The 24257-nt window shown below is 45.3% G+C and carries 21 protein-coding genes; 4 read left to right on the top strand and 17 right to left on the bottom strand.

Features of this window, described 5'->3' with window-relative positions; all coding sequences use genetic code 11:
* The 17 genes from IQ256_RS10295 to IQ256_RS10215 form a co-directional block, all read right to left on the bottom strand.
* Positions 1 to 791: exostosin family protein (locus IQ256_RS10295; protein WP_193855455.1), on the bottom strand; the 791-nt coding region annotated here is incomplete at its 3' end.
* A gap of 279 nt (positions 792 to 1070) precedes the next feature.
* Positions 1071 to 1856 carry a sulfotransferase family 2 domain-containing protein gene (locus IQ256_RS10290; RefSeq protein ID WP_193855454.1) on the bottom strand — a complete coding sequence of 262 codons (786 nt, stop codon included), beginning with the start codon at positions 1854 to 1856 and terminating at the stop codon, positions 1071 to 1073.
* Positions 1857 to 1900: 44 nt separating this feature from the next.
* Positions 1901 to 2824 (bottom strand): glycosyltransferase family 2 protein, encoded by a 924-nt coding sequence (locus IQ256_RS10285; protein WP_193855453.1) that lies wholly within the window; start codon positions 2822 to 2824, stop codon positions 1901 to 1903.
* The gene (locus IQ256_RS10280) at positions 2817 to 3944 is read right to left on the bottom strand and encodes a glycosyltransferase (protein WP_193855452.1); all 1128 of its coding nucleotides are present in this window, start codon (positions 3942 to 3944) and stop codon (positions 2817 to 2819) included. Before IQ256_RS10280 ends, IQ256_RS10285 begins: the two co-directional genes overlap by 8 nt.
* Entirely contained in the window at positions 3945 to 4844 is a 900-nt protein-coding gene (locus IQ256_RS10275; RefSeq protein ID WP_193855451.1) for a hypothetical protein, read from the bottom strand.
* A gap of 55 nt (positions 4845 to 4899) precedes the next feature.
* Positions 4900 to 6108: a glycosyltransferase family 4 protein gene (locus IQ256_RS10270; protein ID WP_193855450.1), complete on the bottom strand. Its 1209-nt coding sequence runs from the start codon at positions 6106 to 6108 to the stop codon at positions 4900 to 4902.
* Positions 6109 to 6229: 121 nt separating this feature from the next.
* A complete protein-coding gene (locus IQ256_RS10265) occupies positions 6230 to 6667 on the bottom strand; it encodes a hypothetical protein (RefSeq protein WP_193855449.1) in 438 nt (145 codons plus the stop codon).
* A gap of 296 nt (positions 6668 to 6963) precedes the next feature.
* The gene (locus tag IQ256_RS10260; RefSeq protein WP_193855448.1) at positions 6964 to 7773 is read right to left on the bottom strand and encodes an FkbM family methyltransferase; all 810 of its coding nucleotides are present in this window, start codon (positions 7771 to 7773) and stop codon (positions 6964 to 6966) included.
* 524 nt (positions 7774 to 8297) lie between these two features.
* Positions 8298 to 8942 (bottom strand): sulfotransferase family 2 domain-containing protein, encoded by a 645-nt coding sequence (locus tag IQ256_RS10255; protein WP_193855447.1) that lies wholly within the window; start codon positions 8940 to 8942, stop codon positions 8298 to 8300.
* A 164-nt stretch (positions 8943 to 9106) separates the two neighbouring features.
* Entirely contained in the window at positions 9107 to 9565 is a 459-nt protein-coding gene (locus IQ256_RS10250; protein ID WP_193855446.1) for a hypothetical protein, read from the bottom strand.
* Between the two features lie 403 nt (positions 9566 to 9968).
* On the bottom strand, positions 9969 to 10853 hold the full coding sequence (locus IQ256_RS10245; protein ID WP_193855445.1) for a sulfotransferase domain-containing protein: 885 nt from the start codon (positions 10851 to 10853) through the stop codon (positions 9969 to 9971).
* 160 nt (positions 10854 to 11013) lie between these two features.
* On the bottom strand, positions 11014 to 12867 hold the full coding sequence (locus IQ256_RS10240; RefSeq protein WP_228024749.1) for an ABC transporter ATP-binding protein: 1854 nt from the start codon (positions 12865 to 12867) through the stop codon (positions 11014 to 11016).
* A 267-nt stretch (positions 12868 to 13134) separates the two neighbouring features.
* Positions 13135 to 13560, bottom strand: coding sequence for a hypothetical protein (locus IQ256_RS10235; protein WP_193855444.1), 426 nt, complete (start codon positions 13558 to 13560; stop codon positions 13135 to 13137).
* 220 nt (positions 13561 to 13780) lie between these two features.
* Positions 13781 to 15100, bottom strand: a complete 1320-nt coding sequence (locus tag IQ256_RS10230) for a glycosyltransferase family 4 protein (protein ID WP_193855443.1) — start codon at positions 15098 to 15100, stop codon at positions 13781 to 13783.
* Positions 15101 to 15609: 509 nt separating this feature from the next.
* Positions 15610 to 17112 carry a metallophosphoesterase gene (locus tag IQ256_RS10225; RefSeq protein ID WP_193855442.1) on the bottom strand — a complete coding sequence of 501 codons (1503 nt, stop codon included), beginning with the start codon at positions 17110 to 17112 and terminating at the stop codon, positions 15610 to 15612.
* A complete protein-coding gene (locus tag IQ256_RS10220) occupies positions 17066 to 19417 on the bottom strand; it encodes a polysaccharide biosynthesis tyrosine autokinase (RefSeq protein ID WP_228024748.1) in 2352 nt (783 codons plus the stop codon). Before IQ256_RS10220 ends, IQ256_RS10225 begins: the two co-directional genes overlap by 47 nt.
* 150 nt (positions 19418 to 19567) lie before the next feature.
* Positions 19568 to 20914 (bottom strand): SLBB domain-containing protein, encoded by a 1347-nt coding sequence (locus tag IQ256_RS10215; RefSeq protein ID WP_193855441.1) that lies wholly within the window; start codon positions 20912 to 20914, stop codon positions 19568 to 19570.
* Between the two features lie 847 nt (positions 20915 to 21761).
* Between IQ256_RS10215 and bchM the strand changes: the two genes are divergently transcribed.
* The 4 genes from bchM to egtC are packed head-to-tail and all read left to right on the top strand — an operon-like array spanning position 21762 to position 24238.
* A complete protein-coding gene (bchM, locus tag IQ256_RS10210) occupies positions 21762 to 22478 on the top strand; it encodes a magnesium protoporphyrin IX methyltransferase (RefSeq protein WP_193855440.1) in 717 nt (238 codons plus the stop codon).
* On the top strand, positions 22465 to 22893 hold the full coding sequence (locus IQ256_RS10205) for a hypothetical protein (RefSeq protein WP_193855439.1): 429 nt from the start codon (positions 22465 to 22467) through the stop codon (positions 22891 to 22893). The genes bchM and IQ256_RS10205 overlap by 14 nt, the downstream gene beginning before the upstream one ends.
* A gap of 49 nt (positions 22894 to 22942) precedes the next feature.
* Entirely contained in the window at positions 22943 to 23350 is a 408-nt protein-coding gene (locus tag IQ256_RS10200) for a DUF423 domain-containing protein (RefSeq protein ID WP_370623406.1), read from the top strand.
* A gap of 42 nt (positions 23351 to 23392) precedes the next feature.
* A complete protein-coding gene (gene egtC, locus IQ256_RS10195; protein ID WP_193855438.1) occupies positions 23393 to 24238 on the top strand; it encodes an ergothioneine biosynthesis protein EgtC in 846 nt (281 codons plus the stop codon).
* The last annotated feature ends 19 nt before the right edge of the window (positions 24239 to 24257 follow it).

Here is a 24257-nt window from a genome sequence, read left to right as displayed (position 1 = left end):
GTTTTTATCTGTAGCCGGGTCGAAAAGGCTTTCTCTGATAGGAATGTATTTTTCATAGCTAGTATATTTTCTCTTATTTTTTTAACTTTTTCAAACTCCAGCCTGAGTGCTGTTTCAATTGCTACGTCCCAGCTGTTTTCTCTAACTGCAATACAATTAACACCATCTTCAAGCTCAACGTCATAGAGAGGCAAGTCGTTTTCACATAGAATAGGAATACTTCCTTTGATTAGAGCCTCCATCACTCGATGAGTCACTTGACTGTATCCCGGCGGACAGAGTGTAAAGTCTGATTCTTCTAGATAGTAAATAAAATCCTGTGGTGTTACACCTCTCGGTTTATCAGGTTCGTTTCCATACTCTATCCACACCAAAGCTTCCTTGAATTGTTCATTTTCCTCTAAGCTAGCCTTTACCAATTTGTTAATCTTCGTTCTTTCAGAAGGATTCCTGTTCCCGATGAAATTGAGCTTATATTTTCTATCTACTTGTGGAGACCAGTCAAACGAAAACATTTTACTGTTGAGAGCTTCATTAGTTAGAAAGTTTGAATGAACATCAATCCCAGTTGGCTGCCTAAAAGCAAACAGACTGTATACATCAAAGCCGTAGTATCCTTCTGAAAATAAAATTCGCTTACTTCTCCAAACGATTGGGAAGTAGTTGAATATCTCTTTGAGCTCGTGCCATATCGTTTTCAAGTAAGAAGATTTCTCACGACTGGAAAGGATCCCTACATTCTGGGCTTTACTTGCAAGTGCCCGCAGATCGAGCTGTCTCAGTTGAGGCATGATATGAAAGTACATCCAGTCCCAGCGGATGGACGCTAGCTCATGAATAATGAATGTATTATTAACGTTCTCAATGCGGTCATAGTAAAAAGCGTGACCTCGATAGGAAACGGAATTCTTGGGATCAGTGAGCACGTGAACACGAATATCGTCGGAGGCGATCGCACGAGTAATTGTGTATATGAGGTGCTCAACTGTAGGCGCGACGATACAAATATTCTTCATGGTGAATATAAAGCTGTAGTTGTGTCATTTTTACGATAGACCCCGCCCGTTGTGTCATAAACGATTATATTCCAACTTATGTGATCGCATTTTCAGCTGGTTCTTGATATTAGAGTTTGCAAAATCGTATCCTAGCATTTCTATATCTTCGGCATAGACGTCTGCTACGATCTGCTCTGTTATGTCATCGTAATAGTCTTGGTAGTTCTTCTGACTACTTGTATTTATCTTCTTCAGGTCACAACGTTTATTCAGTTTGTTAGTAACGTAGTCAAAATCTTCATCTATGTTTTCGAAAAAGCCGATAAAGTTAAGGTTTAATTTGTCGTGGTGATTGCAGATATAATAGCTCTGAGGCTGAAAATGATAGTACTTCCAAATATTTTCTTCATTTAGCCAGTTATGGACGAACTTATCAAAGCTGTCGAAGTCACCTAACTCCTGACGAGCCCACTTTGCATCTCTACTGGTGAGTCCGCCATCTTTCAGAAAATGGTATGCAGAAACAAGCCTATCCCAGGGATTTCTCACAAAAGCAAACTTGAAGTAAGAGAGTATCTCTTCAGGCTTAAAGATAGTTGTATATCCATCTATTGGAATGTGGCCACCAGCTAAGTTTCCATACAAAGATCGGGATATCGAACTACCAGCACATTTAGGAACATGAATGAAAATCGACTTCGATTCTACGAACGGTCTACAGGAATACGAACTGTTTGTCACATCTTCCCTTTTTTCCTGGAGTCGAGAAAATTCTCCAGGTTTTGTAACCCTACAGTGAAGTCTTTTCAGTTCTAAATATTGCTTAGGAGGGAGCGCTTTGATTAAAATATTTTTCATTATTCGATAGCTCTACAGAAACCTTGGATTCATTTGATAGGCGTTCATAATACGTCCGAAGGAACCGTCATACTCTTAAACTTGCTACTGAACGCTTCTATCCCTTTTATACTATGGATAATCGAGTAGCTGTTATTTTTGAGTTCGTCAATGGGGGCGGGTATACCCTTACTCTGAACTGCGAAAACGTCTCCAGATTGGTTACAGCCTTCTGGGTAATAACCTACTGCGTAACAAAAGAGTGTCACAAGAATATCTTCGCCATACAGTTGAGACAAAAAAGCCAGTGGTGTTGTCGTAAGATGATGAATATACAAATCCTGCACTAGCTGTCCGCGAATAGCGTAAGCGCCTCCTTGAATAAAGTCTCCAGGCCGATAGCCATTTCGAATAGCACGAGAGATAACATTACGGACTATCCGGTCGTTTCTATTCAGAACGCACTGAATTCGAGTCGGCCAATCAGAATGACGCCAGATAGCAAAATATTTCATAGACTTCTTAAACATAGGAGGCAATGTTTTGCTCATACCTTCGTGAGGTAAGCGCTGATTTCCCTTCAATGGATATTTGTCCCATGTTCCTAGTAGTCCAGTTTCTGAATTTGCGTTAAGAGCAGCCATAACTCGATCTGAAAATCGGTTTATCACTAATGCGTCTGTATCAAGCCGAACTACAAATTCCACTTGTCGATTTTCTCCCAGCCAACGCAGACCCTCTGCAAGACCAACGCACAAGCCCCCTTGCCACCAATCACCGCGCTTGTTACGAGGATTGGGTAGAATAGTTGTACGCTCTTGTAACTCAGCTGGCAGAATCTCCTTGAAGTTATGCTCTGAACTATCGTCGATGATGACAAGTGTCTGCACAGTAGGTTCGTGAATCAATAGGCTCTCACACAGTCGACTAAGGCGACATGCTTCTATATTGCCTGGACCAACGAAGATAAGCGCAGCAAAGTTAGGCATGTGGTCGGTTTCTCCTTATTTTATTACACTCGACTTGTTTTTCATCTGATCTTTCGTGCAAGACAGATTTATAGAGTTGAGAGGTTTTGTGAGCGATCGCGCTCCAGTCCAAGCGATCGCAAATCTGATTCACCGTACTGCTCAGCGATGACAGGTCTGATTCCATACTCATCTTGATCGCGTGCAGTAAACCCAGCCCATCATCCGCATCGTATAGAAGCGCATCTGCATCTTGCAGTGTTTCTGGAATACCACCCAGGCGCGGCGCGATCACAGGCTTGTCATAAGACATTGCCAAAACCAGACTACTAGACGTTAGGATCTGCTTAAAGGGCAACACAACAGCTGTAGCGGCGCTAAAGAACAGGTGCATCTGATCATCTGCAATGAATTCCAAACGCATCTGCACACCACGCACACCAGCGGCAGCACTTGCTATCTGTTCACGGTAAACAGGATCAGAAGCTGCACCTGCAATTACTAGCGTATGCTCAGACAAAAGATCTTCGTGCTCAGACCAAAGCTGTAACAAAGCTTCAACACCTTTGTAAGGACGCAGAATGCCCTGCCATAGATAGAGATTTCCAGTAGTCGGCAGACCTAGGATGCTACGAGCCTCTTTTGAATCAATTGGAGGAGCGTATACATCTCGATAATGACCAATCGGGACAACGCTGATGGCGTTGTCTGCTGCTTCGTAAAGCTCGACCACAGATGCTTTCGAAGAGTGGTTATGTACGATCATCCGGTCGACGATCTTTGCTAATCGTCTACGTATCCACCGCTGTAATCGAACATGCTGAGCATCGTGGGCGATAAGGTTATGCACTGTCCACACAACTTTAACGCCTGACATTTGCACGATATAGATGTCCAACAAAAGCTTAGCAGCGTAGAACCATCGCGCAAGAACAGGGCCACCTTTCAAATAGGGTCCTAACCAGTGAAGATGAAGAACATCGATTCTCCCTGACTGCTCAGCAACTGCTCTATAAAAAGGCAGTAAACGACGATAACCTGCTGGAAAGAACATCTCCACATTTTGGTCGATTAAGGCTCTCTCTAATAAGGCTTGATAGGGATTGTCTGAACGACAGTCTGGCATAGTGAGTACTTTCATCTAAGCAAAGTCCTTCAAGAACCCACGTTTAACAAGATGCTGTATGCCTTCTCCATACATCAAGTGGCGAATCGCGCCTACGTAGTGTCGGACAGGCGCACCGCTGATGTCTCCTTCTAGATGTACGTCATAGATAGAAGGTAATAGCTCAGCACCGTACTTGGAGCTAAATAAAGCGTAAAGCGTTTGTTCTATACGCCAAAAATGACCGATGATACCGGGTAAGCTCAGGAAATCTTCGATCCATGACAAGTCAACTGACGCTTTGTGGATAAGTCCTAGCCCTGAGTTGAATCGTTCCAGAACGTCAAATCCGCATTGCGCCTTCACAATGGCTGGCTCGACAGTAAAAGCACTAGCAGCATCACCATTGACAGTATTTAGTTTGTAGCTAGGATCTTCAATGCGGTTGATCAGCGCTGTTGGATTCTCAAAGAAGAGAACGTCGCTATCGAGCAGCAACATGCGATCGCTTCTCAGATAAGCAGAAAAATCAAATACTTTAGGCGATAAGGGATTAGTTTTACGAAACTCAAGACAGTTAGAATAGGTTGTCAGGCTTTCTAGCACGTATGCATCAGCCGCTTGTCTATCAATCACTCTCGACTTAGGAAAATGCTGCTGGAGGGTCTCCTTTTGCTCGGTAGCTAGCGTTCCATCGTCATGAATACACAGGGCGTAGCACTTTTCAGAAGCCCAGTAAAAAGACTTCAGTGCCCACATCAGATTTAGCCAATCTTTAGATGAAGTAAGTACATGAATCTCGCAGGTAGTATCAACAGCGTTATCAATGGGCCGAGTATCTAAGATGCGGAGGCGTACAACATCGCGATAGTGTGCAACTTTCAGTCCGTGTCCGTATTTTTTACGTACATTCAGTACTAAAGAACCTATAGACATACTTTGAGAAGTCCTATGCAATGAGATCTTTTCTTGGTGAACAACAGCCTTTGAACTATCTAGTTTTTAGCAACTCTTGGTAATAGCTGATCAGCTTTGGGATCGCTTTGTCTGGATGAAGTCGTGTGACGCTTTCTACAGCTCGTCGCTGCATATTAGAGCGCTGGTTGTCGTCAAGTGTCCAGGCGGCAGCAATTCCATCTGCTAAGCGCTCAGGATTGCTAGGCTCTACCAAGATGCCAGAGGTATCGTGTTCAATGACCTGCTCAAAACAAGATCCGGTTGTAGCAACCACGACCTTTCCTAAGCCCATTGACTCTAAGCAAGTATTGGGCAAGTTATCAATTAAAGAAGGTAGGACGACAATCTTGGCTCCTTTGACAATCGGATACAGTTTGTCATGACGAATAGATTCTATGAAAATAACCCGATTCTCAAACGCTTTTAATTGCTCAATAATGTACTCTCGCATCGTCGTACCTTCGGGAGAGAAACCTTCTCCGCCAACGAAAACCATGTACATATCGGGATATTTCAGCAGTACTTTTGGCAGGGCTTGTGCCAGGATATGAACGCCCTTCATCTGGGTCATTCGGCCAAAGTAAAGTGCGTACGACTTGCCAGCAAGCTGCTCATTAAAGATAGATGGATCGAAGGTTGGCTGCTCTGGGAAAAAAGGCGTCTCGATTACGTCTACGTTAGGTGTGCTATAACCATTTTCTACTTGTTTAGCAACAAAGTAGGTAGGCGCATAGAGATTTTTACAGCCTGTAATCGCTAGTCTCTCCATGTGCCAGCGCGCCTTAACGCCCATATTTTCTCTTATCCCAGCGGCTCTATCCCAAAAGGGACGATAGCTAGATAACCGGGTAACAACAGGAACTTGCGTGACCTGGCGAAAGAATAGTCCGACAGCCATGACATTTGCGACTTGAACAATGTCGAAGGCTTCTTCTTTGTGTATCTGCTGCCACTTTTTCCACAGGCACCAGGCTGCTTTGAGATCTTGATAGGGGTTGTAGAGCGCTCGAGGGATAAGCGGATCGATGTGGTCGAGAATCATCCGGCGATCCCATAGTGGTATTACCCTATAGACCTTCACACCCTGAAAGTCTGTGTGTTCGGTAGTTTGCGATCGCGTAAAAACACTGACGTGATGTCCTGCCTGAACAAGCGCGACCGTCACGCGGCCAAGATAGTTAGCTAAACCACCGGAGTAGGTTGGCTCAGTGACATACTCTGGGGTAACAAAAGCAATTCTCATAGTTATTTGTTTATTCAGGACATGTCTGTCACCGCAGTATTAAAGGGCTTTCTTAGCAAATTTCTAATAAAACGAGCCTGCTTGAGACAGCCTTCAGCAAACATAGGATCAGTAGAACTAGCTATAAGTTTGTAGAAAGCTCTTTCTCTATACTCAAATTCAGAAGACATTCCGCTAGCCTGTTGAAACCATCTAGCGGAATCGTTTCTGCACCTTTGCGATAAGCATAAATAGAGCTTTGGTGAAGGGCACTAGCAAAGCTTCTGCATCTATCGGGGGTCAGGGCATCAGGGGCATCTCGCTGAATGCACGCTAGCAATCCCATCAGCATGTCCACATTGAGACCAGAAGGAAGCCGCTTTCCCTTGTATTGGTGGTTACTGCTGCAAAGAACAAGGTGGCGGCTGATGTGAGTATTGTCACCAATCTTCAATCCGCCTTCAGCTCTGACGAAGATGCCTTCGCCAATATGAAAGCTATTGCCAATTTCAGCGTACCGAGCTTCACTAGGTCTTATACAGCCGCCAAGATATAATCCATGACTGCAGACTTCCAACATTTGGATCCACTCCTGGTTATGATATCCAGGACGAACTTGCGATTCTACTTGGATACGGTCGTATAGCTTTCTGAATAAGAAATTCTTTAGTCTTCGCATTGACTTAGAAAAGATACTATAGAGAGATTTCACATTTTCCCAAAAAAGGGGGTCTAAATGCACGTCTCTTTACTTCTAGTAAATTCTTCTTATCCTAATCGATAGTATGCCTAGTTCTTCTATAAATATTCAAGTCGTCAGTTCAGGGATGAGGAAGAGAGCCACTGCGCGGTCAATGCCTAATTGGGACTATGCCATCAATTCGAATAGTATCTTCCTGACATACTTTCGTGTATGTAGAATAGATCCCCACATTGATTACGTGCAACTGAAAAGTAGCCCTTTTCTCCGAGTAAGCTTCGAAGCTCTTTGTTTGGTCTCTCGATATTCATAGCTAAAACTTTGTACTCCTCGAACGGGAAATTGGACATAATCTCATATTCATGTCCCTCAACATCGAGGCTCATATAGTCTATCGTTTTAGGCGCGCCGCATTCTAGCAAGACATCCTTCATTGTTGTACACTTTACTTCTCTTACGGCAATCATATCCTGAGTAATTCTGTCTTTGAAATTATGCGGCAACCTAGAAAGGGCTTTTGATTTAGCATCGTAAACGTCTGTTGCGTCTATGGTCATTGATCTTAACGCATTGTTAGGATCAACCTTCATGCATGATGGCGCAGGCATTTCTGCTATATATATATATCCTTTTTTGTTCGAGATGCATGCGTTTATACATGCTGAATTCCTATTTTCTTCTAGTTTCTCAAATTGATGGCTTGGCTCAATTAAGAGGCCAGTCCAGTTAAACTTTTTTTCCAAAATTGCTGTATTACTTAAAAGCAAGCCATCACCTGCGCCCATTTCAATAAAGAAACCCGGTTCTAAACGATCTGGGAATACGCGCTCAACAATCCAGTGATCTTGGCCATATTGACTGTAATAACCGTTATTTCTATCAGGCTTTTTATCCCATATTGGGAGAGGTACTTCTAGTCCGAAGTCGGAAAGTAAAGTCCGAAGTCTAGGAAATCGTAATACAAAATCTTTAATTGTTCTCTTCATCTATGTTTAACTCTCCAAGTTATCGAGCTTATTTTGACGCACGGATCTACTTCTACTACAGGAGAGCGCCTTCTACATTCTTACTCTACCTTTCGAAGGTTGGCAAGCCAAAACGGGTAGGCATATTTTCTTGATCAAGGAATGCCCGTTCACTTCTATTTTAAGGTGATCCTATTTTATAAAGGACGAAGAATAATACAAAACCGTTGGAAGCTTCCAGCGGTAAAGCAATCAGATTCACTATACTTTTCCTCTATTCTCTACGAAAATGCACTACCTGTTTCAGAAAATATGACGAGGTAATTCTATAAATACTTCTACCTTTTCTGCGCTACCTGCCGGTGCCAGCTACAAAATTCTACCACTGCAGTTCAGAATACTTTTCTCTACAAAGGCAAGCTAGATTGTGGAAATTATGACATTTCCATAAATGTTGAACAAAGCACCGACAAGGCTACGGCCACTTCTAAAATTGACTATTCTCAACCTCAGTCAAGAAAAGAGAATAGAGATGAAAACATTCATTATCCATCAAAGCTATACTTAAACATCTCTATATCTTCTGAATACATCTCTGCAACAGCTTCGATAGTCTCGGAAGTATAGTAATCTCTATAAGGTAGTCTTGTTGTAGAATTTAGACGCAGTCCATTAGGCTTTATATCGCTTTGCTGAATGACATCACACAAGGTATGAAAATCGGCTTCAAAATTCTCAATTTTCCCCAGGAAGTCTAACTCATCGGGAAGAAAACGAAACTGCGGCTGCCAATGGTGATTGTTTACTTGCTTTGCAAAGAGGACAAAATCTCTAAAGCTTGACAAGTCTCTATCCGTCATAGACTTCAACTGGTCTATTCTCATCGGTTGACTTGTAAACATCTTCCAATTAGAAACTATCCTGTCCCATGGATTTCTTGAGAAAGAAAACTTGAAGTATTCAGAAAGGGGGTCTTTAGGGTTATTTAATGATAATTCATTGACATTGTCAAACAATAGCTTTCTGATTGTCGATGAAGCACACTTTGGGATATCGTAATATATTATCTTTTTTTCTTCCGAAACAAAGACAAAACTATATTGCCCTTTGTTTCGATAAGGACATTTGCACAGAGGACAATCACACCTAACATTATTTCGTGCATATTTGTAGTAGCGAGACTTCTTCATGCAAAGCGTATGCTTTTGACGTATTGATAATAGCTTTTCAACTGCTGGCCTTATTAGCTGCATTTGGGAAGTAAGGTTTTGCGATAAGAAACACTTCTAGCTAAACTTTCTAAAGATTTAGGACCAGAAAGAAGAACAAAATTATATTTTGAGGATTGAATGCTTCAAGTATTAGCGTTGACAATACTTTTTTCAATTTTGGAAATTTTACCTCGTATTGAATTTACTCGTGTTTTTTTTTGAAATTCATTGTCTGGCGTCCATACACATGAGCCATAACTTAAGCACTCTGAAACTAAGTTGGACAGGCCAGAAAAACTTTTCACATAATACCTACTACCTGCCATAAAGCAGATATCTTCGTCAATATTATCAGTAGACTTGTAAGAAACTTCTAACCCCTCGAGCTTCAACCTATCTGAGACCAACTGAAGTATTTCAAAACTACGGAACTTTGCCTTGTCACTATAGAAAAACTTTTGGTTCGATGAATTTGCGCCGAAGTGGAGTGCAGCAACAACCGTTGCGGTTGTCAAGTTTGGTAAAGACCCTAGCGCTAGGCGTTGATATACTCTCTTACATTTTTCATAGCTACGCCAAGCATGATTTTTATCATCATCCATGACGTCTCCTAATCTTAAATGTACAACGAGAGATTTAGAAGATGGGTTTTCGTACTTTTTTTGATGACGCCTTACCACACGTCTAAACGTAGCTAGATCATATTCATATCTTTTTCGAGTTAGATAATCATAAAGTATTGTATCTCTATATCGAGAGTGCGTAAGTATTTTTTCTCTATCTTGTTGCCATCTAATTCCTTTGCAAAATACGAGATCAGTAACTCTATAGATAGAGTTTTCCTTCAAGATTTTTATACTATCCATACAAGCACAAGTTGCTTAATTTGTTCATTGCTTGGCTTTCAAATTCATTTGTCGACAAAAGCAACTTCTGAAGAACTTTGGTAAAATAGGTCGATATTCCTCTTTTATCTTATCTGATATTTTTCTAGCGTGCTCAAGTTTAATTGATTAGACCGAATCCTGTATAACCAAAAAAAGGGGATAGATTATCGTTAACATAAGAGGTTAAATAATCGATATCGGCTTGATTCAAGTGCTTTGGAAAGCCCAAGACTTTACCTTGGCGAACTTTACGAACTCCTTCTCCTACAGGATTGCTTGCAGAAAATCGTTCATTGCCACTAAAGTAACCTTCCCGCTCCATCCGCTTCATATTATTAAAATCGCTGTATTCTATAGCGGCTATTCCGGTATCGAGATCTATAGGAGAACCGATGAAATTTATAATCCTGAAAAGCTGGCTCAGAGTATCTACTCTCATATCTTCATATCTAATCAATAGGAAATCCTGTGGAACACTTTTATTTTTTTGCCATGCGTTAAGAAAATTGACTGCTTTAGAAATACCAAAGTATTGATTCCTGATGAATTCGCTGATTGTACCTGTGAAAACTTTATTTCTCTGTGTACAGTCAAAATAGTATGAGACCATCACGTCGCGCAGATCTCTAACTAAAAGGACAATTTTCTTGTTTTTGTATATTCCTTTTTGAGTTGGTAAGTTATCAGCTCTGTATCTCACTCTTTTTTTATGATTAGTAATTGAAGAAAAGTCGTGTGCTAGTCCTATATAAGGAATTTTGTCCAGTTTCTTAGATAGATCACTGATATCACCGCTTGAATCGAATTCTTCATTTAGGACTAGTGATAAATACTTTTGGAGCATGACTCGAAGCCATGTTCTGCCAGATTTTGGATGAGAGATGACAAAGATATCTGCCAAATGATGCTTTTGCAACTCAGGATCGCCAGCGTAGCAGTTTACCGAATGCACGGAACTCAGCCATTGGGTGAGATTCTCTATCATCTGAATCTTTGAAGTCATTTTATATTACTCCGACTCCTTATCTGCTGGAGCGGCCCCTACTACTTTTGCGTCAAGGTTACATATTGAACTGCTAGTCGTAAGTTACTGAACATTGGTAACGAATTTTCACTGCTCTAGATTTATTACCGTTCTATTAAAGAGAACCTTAGAAGATACCTTATTGGGTTTGCAAGCTCCAATATCGAGCGTAACGGCCTACCGTATGTATTAATTCTCTGTGGTCACCTTGTTCTACTATCTGTCCCTTATCCAAGACTAATATTTGATCAGCTTCTGTAATCGTAGATAACCGATGAGCTATAACAACTACAGTCCGATTTTGTTGAAATCGTAGCAGGGCCTCTCGAATTAATCTTTCAGACTCACTATCTAATGCGCTTGTCGCTTCATCCAATATCAAAATCTCGGGCTCTTTCAAAATTGCTCGAGCTAAAGCCAGCCGTTGTCGCTGGCCACCAGACAACCGATATCCACGTTCACCCACAACCGTATTGTAACCATCGGGTAAATCCAAAATGAATTGGTGCGCCTGCGCCGTCTTAGCAACCTCTATCACTTCAGGCAGCGTCGCCGTCGGACGTCCATAGCGTAGGTTATCTAGGATACTGCAATTAAAAATAAACGTATCTTGGCTGACAACACCGACATGCCGCTGCCAAGTATGAGGAGAATAATCACGTAAGTCTGCTTCTCCTAACATGACACGTCCGTGAGTCGGTTGGTATAATCCTAATAACAAATCCACAATCGAAGACTTTCCTGCGCCAGACTGGCCTACTAATGCAGTCACTTTATTCTTAGGAATTTTAAAGGTAAGATTCTTCAACGCAAAAGTCTGATCGCTGGTGTAAGAAAGCGCAACATTCTCGAACCGAATGTCATCATCTAACTGCTCAAAGTCTCTTCCTTGCTTCTCATAAAACTCCTTATCACTCAGGTTCAAGATGCTATTAAGTCGCTTCAAACCAGCTGTATTATCCGCAAACTTAGTAAATGCATTAGCTACGCCTCGCAAGCGAATTGCTAATCGTTGCAAACCTAGCAAAAATGTAAGCAGCATGGGTAAGATCGCCTCAGTCGAATCGCTCAGGCTGTAAGCGATCGCAGCCAAAACCGTTAGCGCCAATATGGGTAATACCTCCAAGACAGACTCTGGCAGAGACATTAGCCTCGCCCGCCTCTGCAGTATGTCCTGGCTGTCTTTCAACAACTCGACAGTCCGTTCAACTGTCTGCGCTTGAGTTCCAAAAGTATGCAACAATCGCAGCCCCTGAATGCTTTCGGTCATATACTTAGCCGTTTCTACTTGCACCGACATCAGATGCCGTGCAACTTTAGAAATCTTCGGCACTAATACACGCTGCACCACGGCAATCGTAAGCGCAAGCGCAAGCGCAACTACTGCCAGAAGAGGCGACAAACTAATCAAAATCAAGGAGTATGTCAGCACAAAAGTCAGGCTGACGATCAGTCCGTTTATTGTTGTGATCTGATTGTTTACAGCGCCGGCGGCACTCATTGCAAACTTGATCAAATCGCCTACTTTATATCGGCTAGCACAGCCAAAGCTGAAGGACATAATCTGCTCAAATACTAGCCCTGTTACCTGAGGCTGTGCTCTAGCGGAAAAGTATGCTGCACTAACTTTGTTGCAGTAGTTACTGAAGCTCAGCAGCACTTGCAACAGTACCGCTGCTGCCAGCAGTACCAGGAACATCTGCGTCCCATCGACTGGCACTCGGCTTAATAACCAGTTGAACTTTGCAGGTGTGCTGCTAGTACCTTCTTGTGAAAGAAATGATATAGCTAGATAGACGACTGCTAAAGTAGACCCTTCGAAAAGAGCGCTACATAAGTTAGTTGACAGATTAATAGCTAACAGCGGCCAGTTACGTCGTGCGATTGACCTAATTAGTTGGTAGGCGGGCGATCGCAAAGTAGACCTAAGATTTCTCACTATTTCCCAAGGCAGTTGAATAATATAAGCAGAAGCAATAATGATTGCACCCAAAGCTTCTACATATTTGGTCTTTTATCAAAGTGGATGTGTTTGTCTGTAAATTGAAGTTACAAGAATTCCTCAAAATCGGCCCTATACCTGGCCAGATCTGAGGAGACTGAGATCTTGAAAAGACCATCAAAGCCCACGCTCATTTGATAAAATATTTTTAGTCAAAAGATTCTTTAATTACAAGAATCTTAGACATTGAATACTACTATACTCTTCAAGCTTCCTTCTCGCTTTCAGGAGAAATTTAAGAGAGAATTTGATAGCCAGCTACACCATCACAAAATCTTTTACACCATAGTAGTTCATTCGTCGTGACTGTCTTCTAGTAAACTCACTCACCGTTGGATTTCCGGTCGCCAGAATGACGCCCTGCGCTTGCTGCCACAGGTCCTCAGGAACTTTGTTCAAAGTGTAAGTATTTTCAGGCGATCGCATTACCCAATACCATTCATTCTGCTGACACTCGCCACACCAAAAAGCCTCTAGCCACTCACCTTCTAGCGGTACTGTCGTATAGCTTGACATCACCCGCAGCGAAACCTTTCGACCCATGCCTCGTTCTCGCAAATGCTCAGCCTTATCAGCATATAGTCGATGCTTCTGACTGACGCTATCGATATAGCACCCGTGCATAGGGCAATAGATCGCCCGTCGCTTTGACCGCTTTCGATTCCGCCGTTTCCGCAATTCCATAGAGATTGCCCTTACGTGAACGCAACTAACTGAACAAAACTAGCTGATAGTTATTAAACCGCGATCATACCTGCCTATCAACCGTGAAAACTTGATTAGAGTAATTGTTTTCGCCACACCGCATACGTAAGTAGTCCTTGTGAGACGAGCCAACCAGCGTAAACGATTGCCGATAGGCTTTAATCCAGCTCATACAGCCGTTTCTTGGCACAGCTATCTGTTAGATTCTCATCTCAAACAGCTTTAAAGCGGATAAATACTGCTGTGCTGCGATCTTGGGTGTAAAGTGCGACTCTAGATATTGTCGGCCCGATGCGCCCATAGTCTTTGCTTTTTCTTGGTCGCGCGATAGCCCTAATATAAAGTCCGCTACCTTATCCACTTCGCCATTACCAAATGCTGCTCCACAGCTTGCCGTTGCCAGCAAATACTTTAGATAAGAGTGCGACGGACAAATTGCCCCGATTGGCCTGCCAGTTGCCATCGCTGGGTATAGCTTGCTAGGGGCCACCAGGCTCTCCATACCATCCGCCACGCTGACCAGAGAAAGATCGCAGGCTGTCAGTGAATACGGCAGCGCCGACTTCTCTTGATACGGCAAGAACAAGAAATTCTTCAGTCCTGCTGCTGCTACTGCCTTCGTTAGCGCCGTACGCTTAGCACCATCGCCAATACACACAAACAGAATAGGTTCATTTTTCAGCCGTTGTGCCACTAAAAAGATAGTGTCGATATCGTGGCACCGACCCATGTTGCCAGAATACATCACCACAAACGGCTCAACTAGACCGTGCTCACGCGCAAACCAGTTGTCCTTCTTTGCTATGGGTACAATCTTTTCGCTATCTGCCCAGCTGTGAATGACTGAAATTTTGTCGGTGACCGCAGGACACTGTCGCGCAATCCGCTGCTTCATTGACTCACTTAGCACAATAATCTTGTCCGAGCGCCGCCATACCCGACAGTTAATCCATCGCCATAACACCGCAATCGGATGATTACCCTTCACCACCTTTAGCTCTACCGCAATATCGGGATAAAGATCGTATAGCAAACAGACATAGGACAGGCCAAAGAAAACATTTGCTAAATAGCCAATCATTGGCAAAAACGGCGGCGCTGTTGTTACCAGTAGCGTTTGATAGCGCCGCGAGTTGATAGCTAGATGAGCAAGCGATCGCACTGCAAACAACAAGCCATTGATCGTCTTGCCGCGAATCCGCCGAGAAAACACCTGAGTCGTGCGCGATCTTTTCACTCGCACTCGTCCTCGCGTTTCAACCTCTGGCGCATTCTCTTTCGCAAACGCATAGCCCGGCTGTCCGGTAAATACTCTTACATCTACATTCTGCTGACCTATCTGAGTGACTAGTTCTTCGATGAGCTGCCCTGTAGCCGCAAAATCTGGCGGGAAAAACTGCGTCATAATCAGCAGATGTGAGCTCCGAATTCTACGTCTAGTCGCAGACTTTCTAGCGCTTGCGTCAGCCGCTGATTCAATTCCTAGAACGCCGTCGATCAAAGCTCGTTTGAGCGCCATAGCTGTAATGCCTGATTTTCTTTAAGATTGTCTTTGTTTGGTACAATCAGCCAAGCAATTGTCACTACGAGAGCTGCTGCACTCACCCTATAGAGCCCTAAAAAGGAGATTGATAAAAACCACAAAAGATTTTTTGCATTTTGAGAAGAACAATCCAGTTCGACTAAAGCTATGTGGCTTTTATCTAAGTTTGTAATCTTTTATGACTTACTTCCTAGGTGGTTTTATTTAGGCTTGTAGATAGCACCATTATCAAGTGTTTTCTAGGGTCGGCTGATCCGGTCGATTCCCCTAACTTAACTACGATAAGGCTTCAATATTAAAAAGAAACAGTAAGTTTGCTACCAATGATATGCTTTCAGCTACAACAGTATGCTGTTGAAATTACTAGTAAAATTCTCAGGCGATCAATTTCCCTACTAGGTATCTTTATCAGTTTTTTGTATTGGTGACAAAGCCCACAATAGAAAGCTAAAACTGTTGTGAGAAAGATGACGTTAAAGGGAACTCTAACGAACGCTCAACACTCTACTACCTAGGTGAAACGCGCTGCCAGTTTCAGTTTGCCAGTCCTCACAAACTCCTACGGCGTTCGCTCCAGAATTTCTAACGTTCCTAGTCACAACGAAAGGAACTACTTTAAACAGTCGCCTGCTCCCTGGTGTTACATCTATTCGAATAAAGCTGTGTAGCCGCTGCTGTCTACCCCGCCGCTCATGAGCGCCTGCGTAAAACATAGACTTCGCTACTACGCCTGGATACTGACGCCCTCGACGAGAAACCGTTTCTAGAATTTCTACCGTATCTGACTGTCTCCGATATCTCACGTTTGCGCCGCTACCGCCACACACTATCCAATCCGTATAGGAATCAGCATGGCCGGTGTCACCGGTTTTCAAATGTTCTAAACAATGTGCGTGACCGCTTAGCACCAAATCCACCAGTGGAACTCTTCGCTGCAAGTCTTTTTGCTGTCCTGTCCGGGTCACTACTTTATCTAACACTGTTCGCAAATGTCTTCGTACCCATAGCGTTTCAGACTGTTGCCACCGACTCGCCTCGGTTGTGTAAGGCGAGTGGTGCAGATAAATTACTCGTCCTATCACATTTGGCGATCGCCAGGAGCAGATCAGCTGATGCTCTAGCCATGCGAGCTGTTCATCATCAAATCCCGCATCCTCCGGCGCACTATTCCAGGTGTTGGAGTCTAGCGCGAAAAAATCAATTCCTGCGTAGTGAAAGGTGTAGTATCGATTAGGTAGGCGTGTGAAGTGTCCCGGTCGGTAGTTTAGACTTAGCTTTCCGGGCTGATGAGCATCTGTTTTCTCTGAAAAGTCGTGATAGTGAGCTGCCAGATGCGCCGCTAACTGATCTGTAGATAGCGACGATAAATGGTCTAAAAAGATTCTTCCGTAGGCTTCGCCGCCTTCGCCGCCATAGTGACCTAGGTCTATATTTAAGGTTTGTCGTAGGCGATCGCACATCACCCTTACTAGCCTCGCCAAAATCCCACGCAAACCCGCAGCTTCCGCATAGTCATGATTTCCCGGCACCGGTAGCAGTGGCGTCTTAAAAACAATCTCTCTTGCACGGTCAGGACTGATAGGCAGTCCACACAATAGCGCCTGGTAAGGCCGTAGAAATCCATTCAAATAGTTTTCGTAGCTGCCGGTAGGATAGGTCACATCTCCGGTATGCAGCAGAAAGCGACAGTCCGCTGAAGCTGTCAGTAGCTGCTTAGAAAATGCCTTAGAGAAACTAGATGAAGTTTTACTATCTCGTGACCCCGCATCCGTATCGCCCATGACAGCGAATGAAAAAGGAACCGTTCCAGTAGGCTCATCCGCTATAGTCAGCCGGGTTTGATCAATCCCAGCTTGAACAATCGCTGGCTGCTGCCACCGTATCTGCATCGCCAGATTAGAAGATGAACTACGTGGAAGTAAGTGAGAAAACAATAGACTATTACGAGACAGAACCATTGCCGTTCGCACCATGGCCGTTTGCACCATGGCCGTTTGCACTATGCTCTGTAGCAGGTGTGCCAAATGAAATCACCTCGTCGTGGTGACCATTTGCATCACGACCATAGCCATAAGCGTAATAGCGATAGCCGCTTAGCCCGGTAGCTTTTACCCCATTGGCCACTACACCCAGTATTGGAATGCGAGAGAGCTTTAGCGTTTCAATTGTCTGCTTTAGTACCGTGCGATCGGTGACGCCCATGCGCGTAATCAGCACCAGGCCATCAGTCTGCTGGCCTACTAGACTGACATCGGCGAGTCCCGTAATCGGCGTCGAATCATAAATCACCAGATCAAAGCTTTTCTCAAACGTAGCCATCAGCTGCTGCATCTTATGAGAAGACAGCAGCTTAGTCGAGTCAGGCGGAATCTTTCCCGCCGTTATCGCAAACAGCGAGCCCTCTGGGTTTACCTGCTGTAAAGCTGCCTTGAGCGGAAGGCTATCTGTAATCAGGTTCGATAGACCTACTTCATTCGGAATGTCCAATCGGTCATGTACCTGAGGCTTACGCAGATCGATATCTACTATGAGTACGCGCTGTCCCATCGCAGTTGCCACCTGCGCTAGGTTTGCCGCGATCGTAGACTTACCTTCTGCCGGCTGCGCTGAGCTGAGCAAAATTGACCGAATTGGCTGATCCGAACTCAGCATACGAATGTTGGTATACAGCACCCGCAACGCTTCTAAAAAGCTAGAGTCGCTGTTACCACCGTATCCGTAGCCAATCGACTGTCTGCCAAAGGCGCTAGGAAGGCTCTGAGGAATACGAGATACTCGGTCAGCTATCTTAGCTAGCCCACTGCGTCCGGGCGTGCGGCTGTCTTTCAATGTTTGGTTCGTCGGCAGCGCGCCTAGTAGCGGCAGCTTCGTTGCTGCCTTTAGCTCATCTACAGTGTGATAAACGTTATCTAGCTTCTCTAGCAGCAGGGCTGCGCCTAGTCCTAGCAGCACACTTATCACCATGCCTGTGAGCAAGCTGCGCTCTAAATCCGGTGAAATCGGGTTCTTTGGTTGCGTCGGGGCCTCAATAATCTGCCACGGAATTTCAGTTTGTGCGGCTTCGATCGCCAAACTCTGCTGAGTCGATCGAAACCGGGTCAGCGCCGCTGTTGAAACTTCAAGCTCGCGTTGCAAATCGGTGTACTCTCGAATTAGAGAAGGCAGCGCGTTCAGTCTCTCAAAACCTGTCTGCTCAACATCTTCTAGTATTTCGTTTTGAGCAGCTAGCATTTCTAACCGGTTGATCGCTGCTGCCTGCTCAGCGCTCATTACCCGCTGAGCTTCCTGATTTAACAGCGGCAAGATATTTTCTCGTTGCTCTTCTAAAACGCGAATTGGTAGGCTACCTGGTTCAAAACGAGTAAGCTCTTCAGCAATTCTGACTTCTATTGCCCGCATTTCACCCAGCAGCTGCTGATAAATAGGCGCATTTTCGAGCGTAGCTAGCGCCCCAGACGTCTCCTGCAAGCTGCTAAAAGCCTGCTCAGCCTCCCGCTGCTGCTGGTTGAGCGCCATTCTTTGGCTGGCGATCTCGCCAGCCTGCTGCGTCACTGAGCCCGACTGCGTTTCGGGTGTAATAAAGTTGGCCTGCCGACGAAAGGCTTCTAGCTGATCTTGTAGCGTATCAACCCGAGCCTGCAAATCTGGTAGCTGACTTTCTACGAAGTTGATACCCTGTCTTAGATTGGTTTGTCGCTCTTTTAGTGAGTACTCTAGATACGTCTGAGCTAGAAAATCTAGCACCACCTGAATTTGAACCGGATCTGAGCCAAGGTAGCTGACTTCTAATATCTTTGTTTCCCCTGGGCGAGAAATCTGCAAGTTGCGTAGCAAAGTTGGGTAGCTCAGCGTCGGATAGGTTTGTTGCAGTTCTTCTAGCACTGGCTCCATCAGTTCGGGGCTGCGTAGCACCTGTACCTGCGTCGCATAATCCAGGCCAGATCTTCTTGTATTCTGCGTAGCCAGAATCGATGTGAGATCGCTGAGATCATCGCTGGCGTTAACTGGCTCTACCAGCATCCGAAACTGCCCTCGAAAAACTTTCTCCTGCTGGAGCGCTTTTACTGTAAAAAAGGTCATCACCACCGCGCCTACGCCCGCAATTATCCAGGCTCTACGCCGGATGGTCGAGAGTAAGTTACGCAGGCTCAAGTCCTCTTCCTGCTGAGCGTACTGCTGCCAGGTCGTCAGAATAGACTCTGGTTGCTGTACTGGCGGTAAAGGCAATGGCCTAGCACTCTTACTATGACCGTTGAGCTCGGTAGGGGGTAAAGACGTCTGAAAAGTTTCCATAGGTTCGGGAATAAAGACGAAGATTAAACAGAGGCTGAAGTAGTAGAGCTGTTAGACAGTGAAGCCGTTAGATAGTAGAGCCGTTAAACAGGCGAAAATAAATCGCTAGAGCTTATCTTCCAAGAAGGAATCTACTCAAGGAAGAAGTATTTAGGGGAGAAATATGCTGAGTGGCAGCAGCCGTCGAACAGGTCCGAGAATACTATCTACCGAATCAGTAAAGCGAGCTCCGATATTACGACCCACCACCACGACGTCATTGTTTAATATCAGCGGGTTTTTCTCTGAATCAATACCCTCTGTCAAATCCACTTCTATCTGGCGCTGTGTCACTGTGCCATCAGGATTAAATCGGATCAGCTTTACCGTTTCGGTCGCCCGCCGGTTGAAGCCGCCTGCTGCTAGCACGACCTGACTCAAAGTGGTATCCGGCGGGACTTTGTGCTGACCTGGCGATTCCACCTCTCCGACTATGTTCACATTCACACCATCTGGTGAAAAGTTAGCTGCCGCTAGCTGTGCAATTTCGGCAGGCGTTGGCGCGATCGCAACTGGAATAGACACCGTATCGCCCTGTTGCAGCACCAGATCTTGACTAAAATCACCCGACTGTAGCAGCTGCCAAAAGTCTAGATCGATCACCTGGTCAGACCCGTTGCGGGTTTGCCTACGTACCTGGATCTGACGAATATCAGCTAGGGGCTTCACACCGCCCGCCGCTTGTACAACCTCAGTGACCGTCGTTCGACCTTTACTGCCGCCTCCCCCAAATCGGTAGGCTCCTGGGCGGAAAACTTCGCCCACAACCGCAACGACAATCTCCTCATCTACGCTCGACGCCAAATTAGAAGCCGATAGCTGATTGGTTTCAGTAATATCGACTGTGCTAGTTTCATGAACAACAATGGCATCACCATCTCGCAGCGTCAGGTCTTGCTCCACATCGCCGTTATTTAGCAGTGCCCATAGGTCCAAATTAATCAGCTGCACAGATTGCGGGTCATCAGCCTGCTGGCCGTTTGTACGTCGCAGTTGCACTCTACGTAGATCAGCAGCCTGGGTAACGCCGCCTGCTGTTTGTAGGGCTTGAGCCACCGTCGGCAGCTGAGCACCCTCTGCCGAGGACATTGTATATAGTCCCGGCTGGGCAACTTCACCTGTGATAGCGACTCGCAGCGGCCTTGAGCCTTCCAACAGAACGGTTACTTGGGGATAGCGCAGCTCGCTCTGATAGGCTGCACCAATGACGCGGCCTGCCGTTTGCGGTGTTAACCCACTTACATTCACCGCACCGACCACTGGCAAATTTACAGAACCATCTGCTAGTACCCTTTGACTGCCGCTATACTCTGGCACATTGAAGATGTCGATCGAGATAGTATCGCCTGCGCCCAACGTGTAGGCATTATCTAGCTGCGCGAGCCCTGGACTACCAATACCCGTCGAGATCGCAGCCAACAACCCCGCCCAAAAAATACGCTGTTTTTTCACGCTCATGCCCTTGCTTTCGCATAAACCTATTCTTCGTACGTTTCTCCAACTCCACTTTTACTCTTGAAGAAATCCCATACTCAACTACTACAAACTCACCTCGGCCAAACCCGGCGGAAAAAATAACTAAAATGAAAACCCGCTTTTATATTTCTCTTTTTGCACGCCGACCACTGCTGGCAACTATAGAATAAATATACTCTGTCGACCGTGGAAACAGCATTCCCTAATCATAGACAACAGAACAACCATAGCGACTATCAGAAAAAGTACTACAGTTTTTACACCGAAAAGAAAGAGCCATATTTCCTACTAGAAGGTACTTACGTAAGCCGCTCTTGGTGTACTGCTAGCCGTTTTGGGACTTTTACTTTTTGGAAGTATTACAGCGGCTACCCGCAACCAAGCCGATCGAGCTGACAAAGCCAAGGATCTCTCAGTTTGATAGATGCAAGTAGATCTGCTGAGTGACACGATCACAAAAATAACAGACATAGAAGATTTCTCTTTGGTTGACTGCTGCGTCTACGAGGAGAGATATTTCCTCAACTAGTAAACGAAAATGTAGCCTGTCCCATCAGCACAATGAACTACTGAAATACAATAAAAGCAATGCATTCACAAGATAGAAGAAAGTGGATCATGCTCTCTCAGTATTTCTTCAGCATCGCATAGAAAATTTAGGCAGTAAGCGATTCGTTAGAGCGAATGATCCTAATATCTATGACGAACTCCGTATAACCAGTGATGAAAGTCTGAAGGCGAAGTAGCCAAAAAATCGAGCTGACCTTATGCAAAACGTACTAAGATCGAGTCGCAGACTCTAGAAATTAAGCATTTATTCTCAGTGGCTATGACCAATTCCACGATCGATGATAAGGCAGTTGTCCGCGAATATTTCAACGCGACAGGCTTTGAGCGCTGGCAGCGTATTTATGGTGATGGCGAAGTTAACAAGGTGCAGGCCAACATCCGCACGGGTCATCAAAAGACGATTGACAATGTGCTCGAATGGTTTGCAGAAGATGAGGATCTATCGCAGATTACGGTGTGCGATGCGGGCTGTGGGGTAGGCAGTTTGAGCATTCCGCTGGCGAAGATGGGGGCGAAGGTATTTGCCAGCGATATCTCTGAGAAGATGGTGGAAGAGGCGAAGGCGCGATCGCAAGCCGCATTAGGTGATGAACTGATACCGGAGAAAATGCCTGAATTCGAGGCCAAGGACTTGGAGGCGATCGCAGGCAGCTATCACACCGTGGTTTGCCTTGACGTGTTGATTCACTATCCGCAAGAAAAAGCCGATGACATGATCAAACATCTCAGCTCACTGGCAACCGATCGCATTTTGATCAGCTTTGCACCTAAGACCTGCTTTTACGCCACCTTAAAGAAGGTAGGAGATTTTTTCCCAGGGCCTAGCAAGGCGACTAGGGCCTACCTCCATCGGGAGTCTGATGTGGCTAAGGCCCTCGAAGACAATGGCTGGCAGATCGGACGGCGATCGCTTAACAAAGCGCCGTTTTATTTTTCTAGACTGTTAGAGGCGACTCGCAGCAATGAACAGTGCTAAACGAATAACTGGCATAGGGCTATCTGCGCTGGGGTTAGTGCTGAGCTTTCTGTGCCTCGGACGAGCTGTGGAGACCGCGCTCGATCGCAATCCGAATCGACAGGGCAAGCGAGAAACAGTGCTGGCTGGCGTGCTGATCGGACTGCCGACGGGGGCCGGGTCGCTGTGGATACTGAAAAGTCTAGAGCGCGATCGCACATTGCTCCAGTCAAAAAAGCTTCAGTCGCTGCTTTATAAGGCAATTAAGGCCAACGACGGTCGCATCAGTGCGGCTCAGTTCGCTATGCTATCTCAGGTGTCTTTGAATGAGGCCAGAGCGTTTTTGGATGCTTGGTCAAGTTCGCTAAATGCTGATTTTGATGTCGATGAGTCGGGGGCAATGATTTACTGCTTTCGCTTGCCAGAATCGCTCTAGATGGCCTGTTATCGGGAGGCCGCTGCGATCGATACTTTCTGAGGCCTTTTTGCTGCTTGTTTTTTTGGGTACGGCTGGGTTTATGGCTGGTTTGTTTGTTGCGATCGCGTCCATGCTGGGGGTTATTTCTGTCGCGGGAGGTGCCTTTGGTGCCCATGCGCTCAAAGGCACGCTGACAGACTCGGCGCTTAGTAGCTTTGAAACTGGCATCCGCTATCAGATGTACCATGCGATCGCGCTTTTGATCATCGCGCTACTAATTAGTCAAAATCCAGATATCAAAGAGCTGGTAGCCGCTGGCTGGTGCTTTGTGGCGGGTGTAGTTCTCTTTTCAGGCAGTCTCTATGGATTGAGCTTATTCGGTATCAAAGCGCTCGGGCCTATCACCCCTTTGGGCGGTTTAGCCTTCATCATCGGCTGGATCAGCTTAGCTATTGCTGGGGGCAAGCTAGCTTAAAATTATTTTCCATCTTAAAATTATTTTTCCTTAGGACGCTTTATGTGCCGAATTCTGGGCTATCTAGGCCCACCAATTTCTCTAGATCGGCTAGTACTCGACCCTGACCATTCCATGCTGGTACAAAGCTATCAGCCCAGAGAACTAAAAAGCGCGGTGCTCAACGGTGATGGTTTTGGATTAGGCTGGCATGGCCCAAGTGAGAGCCCAAGCGACGATACGCGATCGCCAGATATCGCTCCTTTCGTCTATCGCAACATCTTGCCGATGTGGAACGATCGCAATCTAGAAGATCTGTGTCGCTATATCCAGGCCAGTAGCTTTGTAGTCAACTTGCGTAGCGCCACCCACAAAATGCCTGTCGATATCAGCAACTGCCAGCCCTTCAAGTACAGGCAAATGCTGTTTGTACACAACGGCCTGATTGAAAATTTTTCTAAGACGCTGCAGCGGCCTATCAGAGAAAAGCTGTGCGACTTTGCCTATCGCTCGATTCAAGGGCTGACCGATTCAGAGCATATCTTTGCGCTGCTAGTTCACTACCTAGAAATGCAACCGGGCATCGATATCGCTGAAGCCTTGCACCAGACAATGAAAACGCTGGCGAGTATGGCCAACGCTGCTGAGGTCAGAATCGCTGCCAACATCATCTTATCGCTGCCGGACCGTCTGATTGCGCTCAGATATGACAACCAGCAAGCAGCGCCTTCACTTTATCTACTCAAAAACTCGAAGCTCTTCCCCAATTCAGTTATTCTCAGCTCAGAAGGCCTCTGGGAAGACAGCCGGGAAGATAGCCAAGAAGATAGCTGGCAACCGTATAACCAAAGTGAACTCGTTAGTATAGATAGCGAGCTGACGATCAAAAGCTATGCAACCATCGACTAGCGCAGCTTTTGGTTTGGCC

This window comes from cf. Phormidesmis sp. LEGE 11477 (genome assembly GCF_015207105.1).
Taxonomy (GTDB): Bacteria; Cyanobacteriota; Cyanobacteriia; order Phormidesmidales; family Phormidesmidaceae; genus Phormidesmis.
The sequence above is the reverse complement of the archived record's forward strand: the minus strand, read 5'-3'. Positions and strand labels throughout refer to the sequence as shown.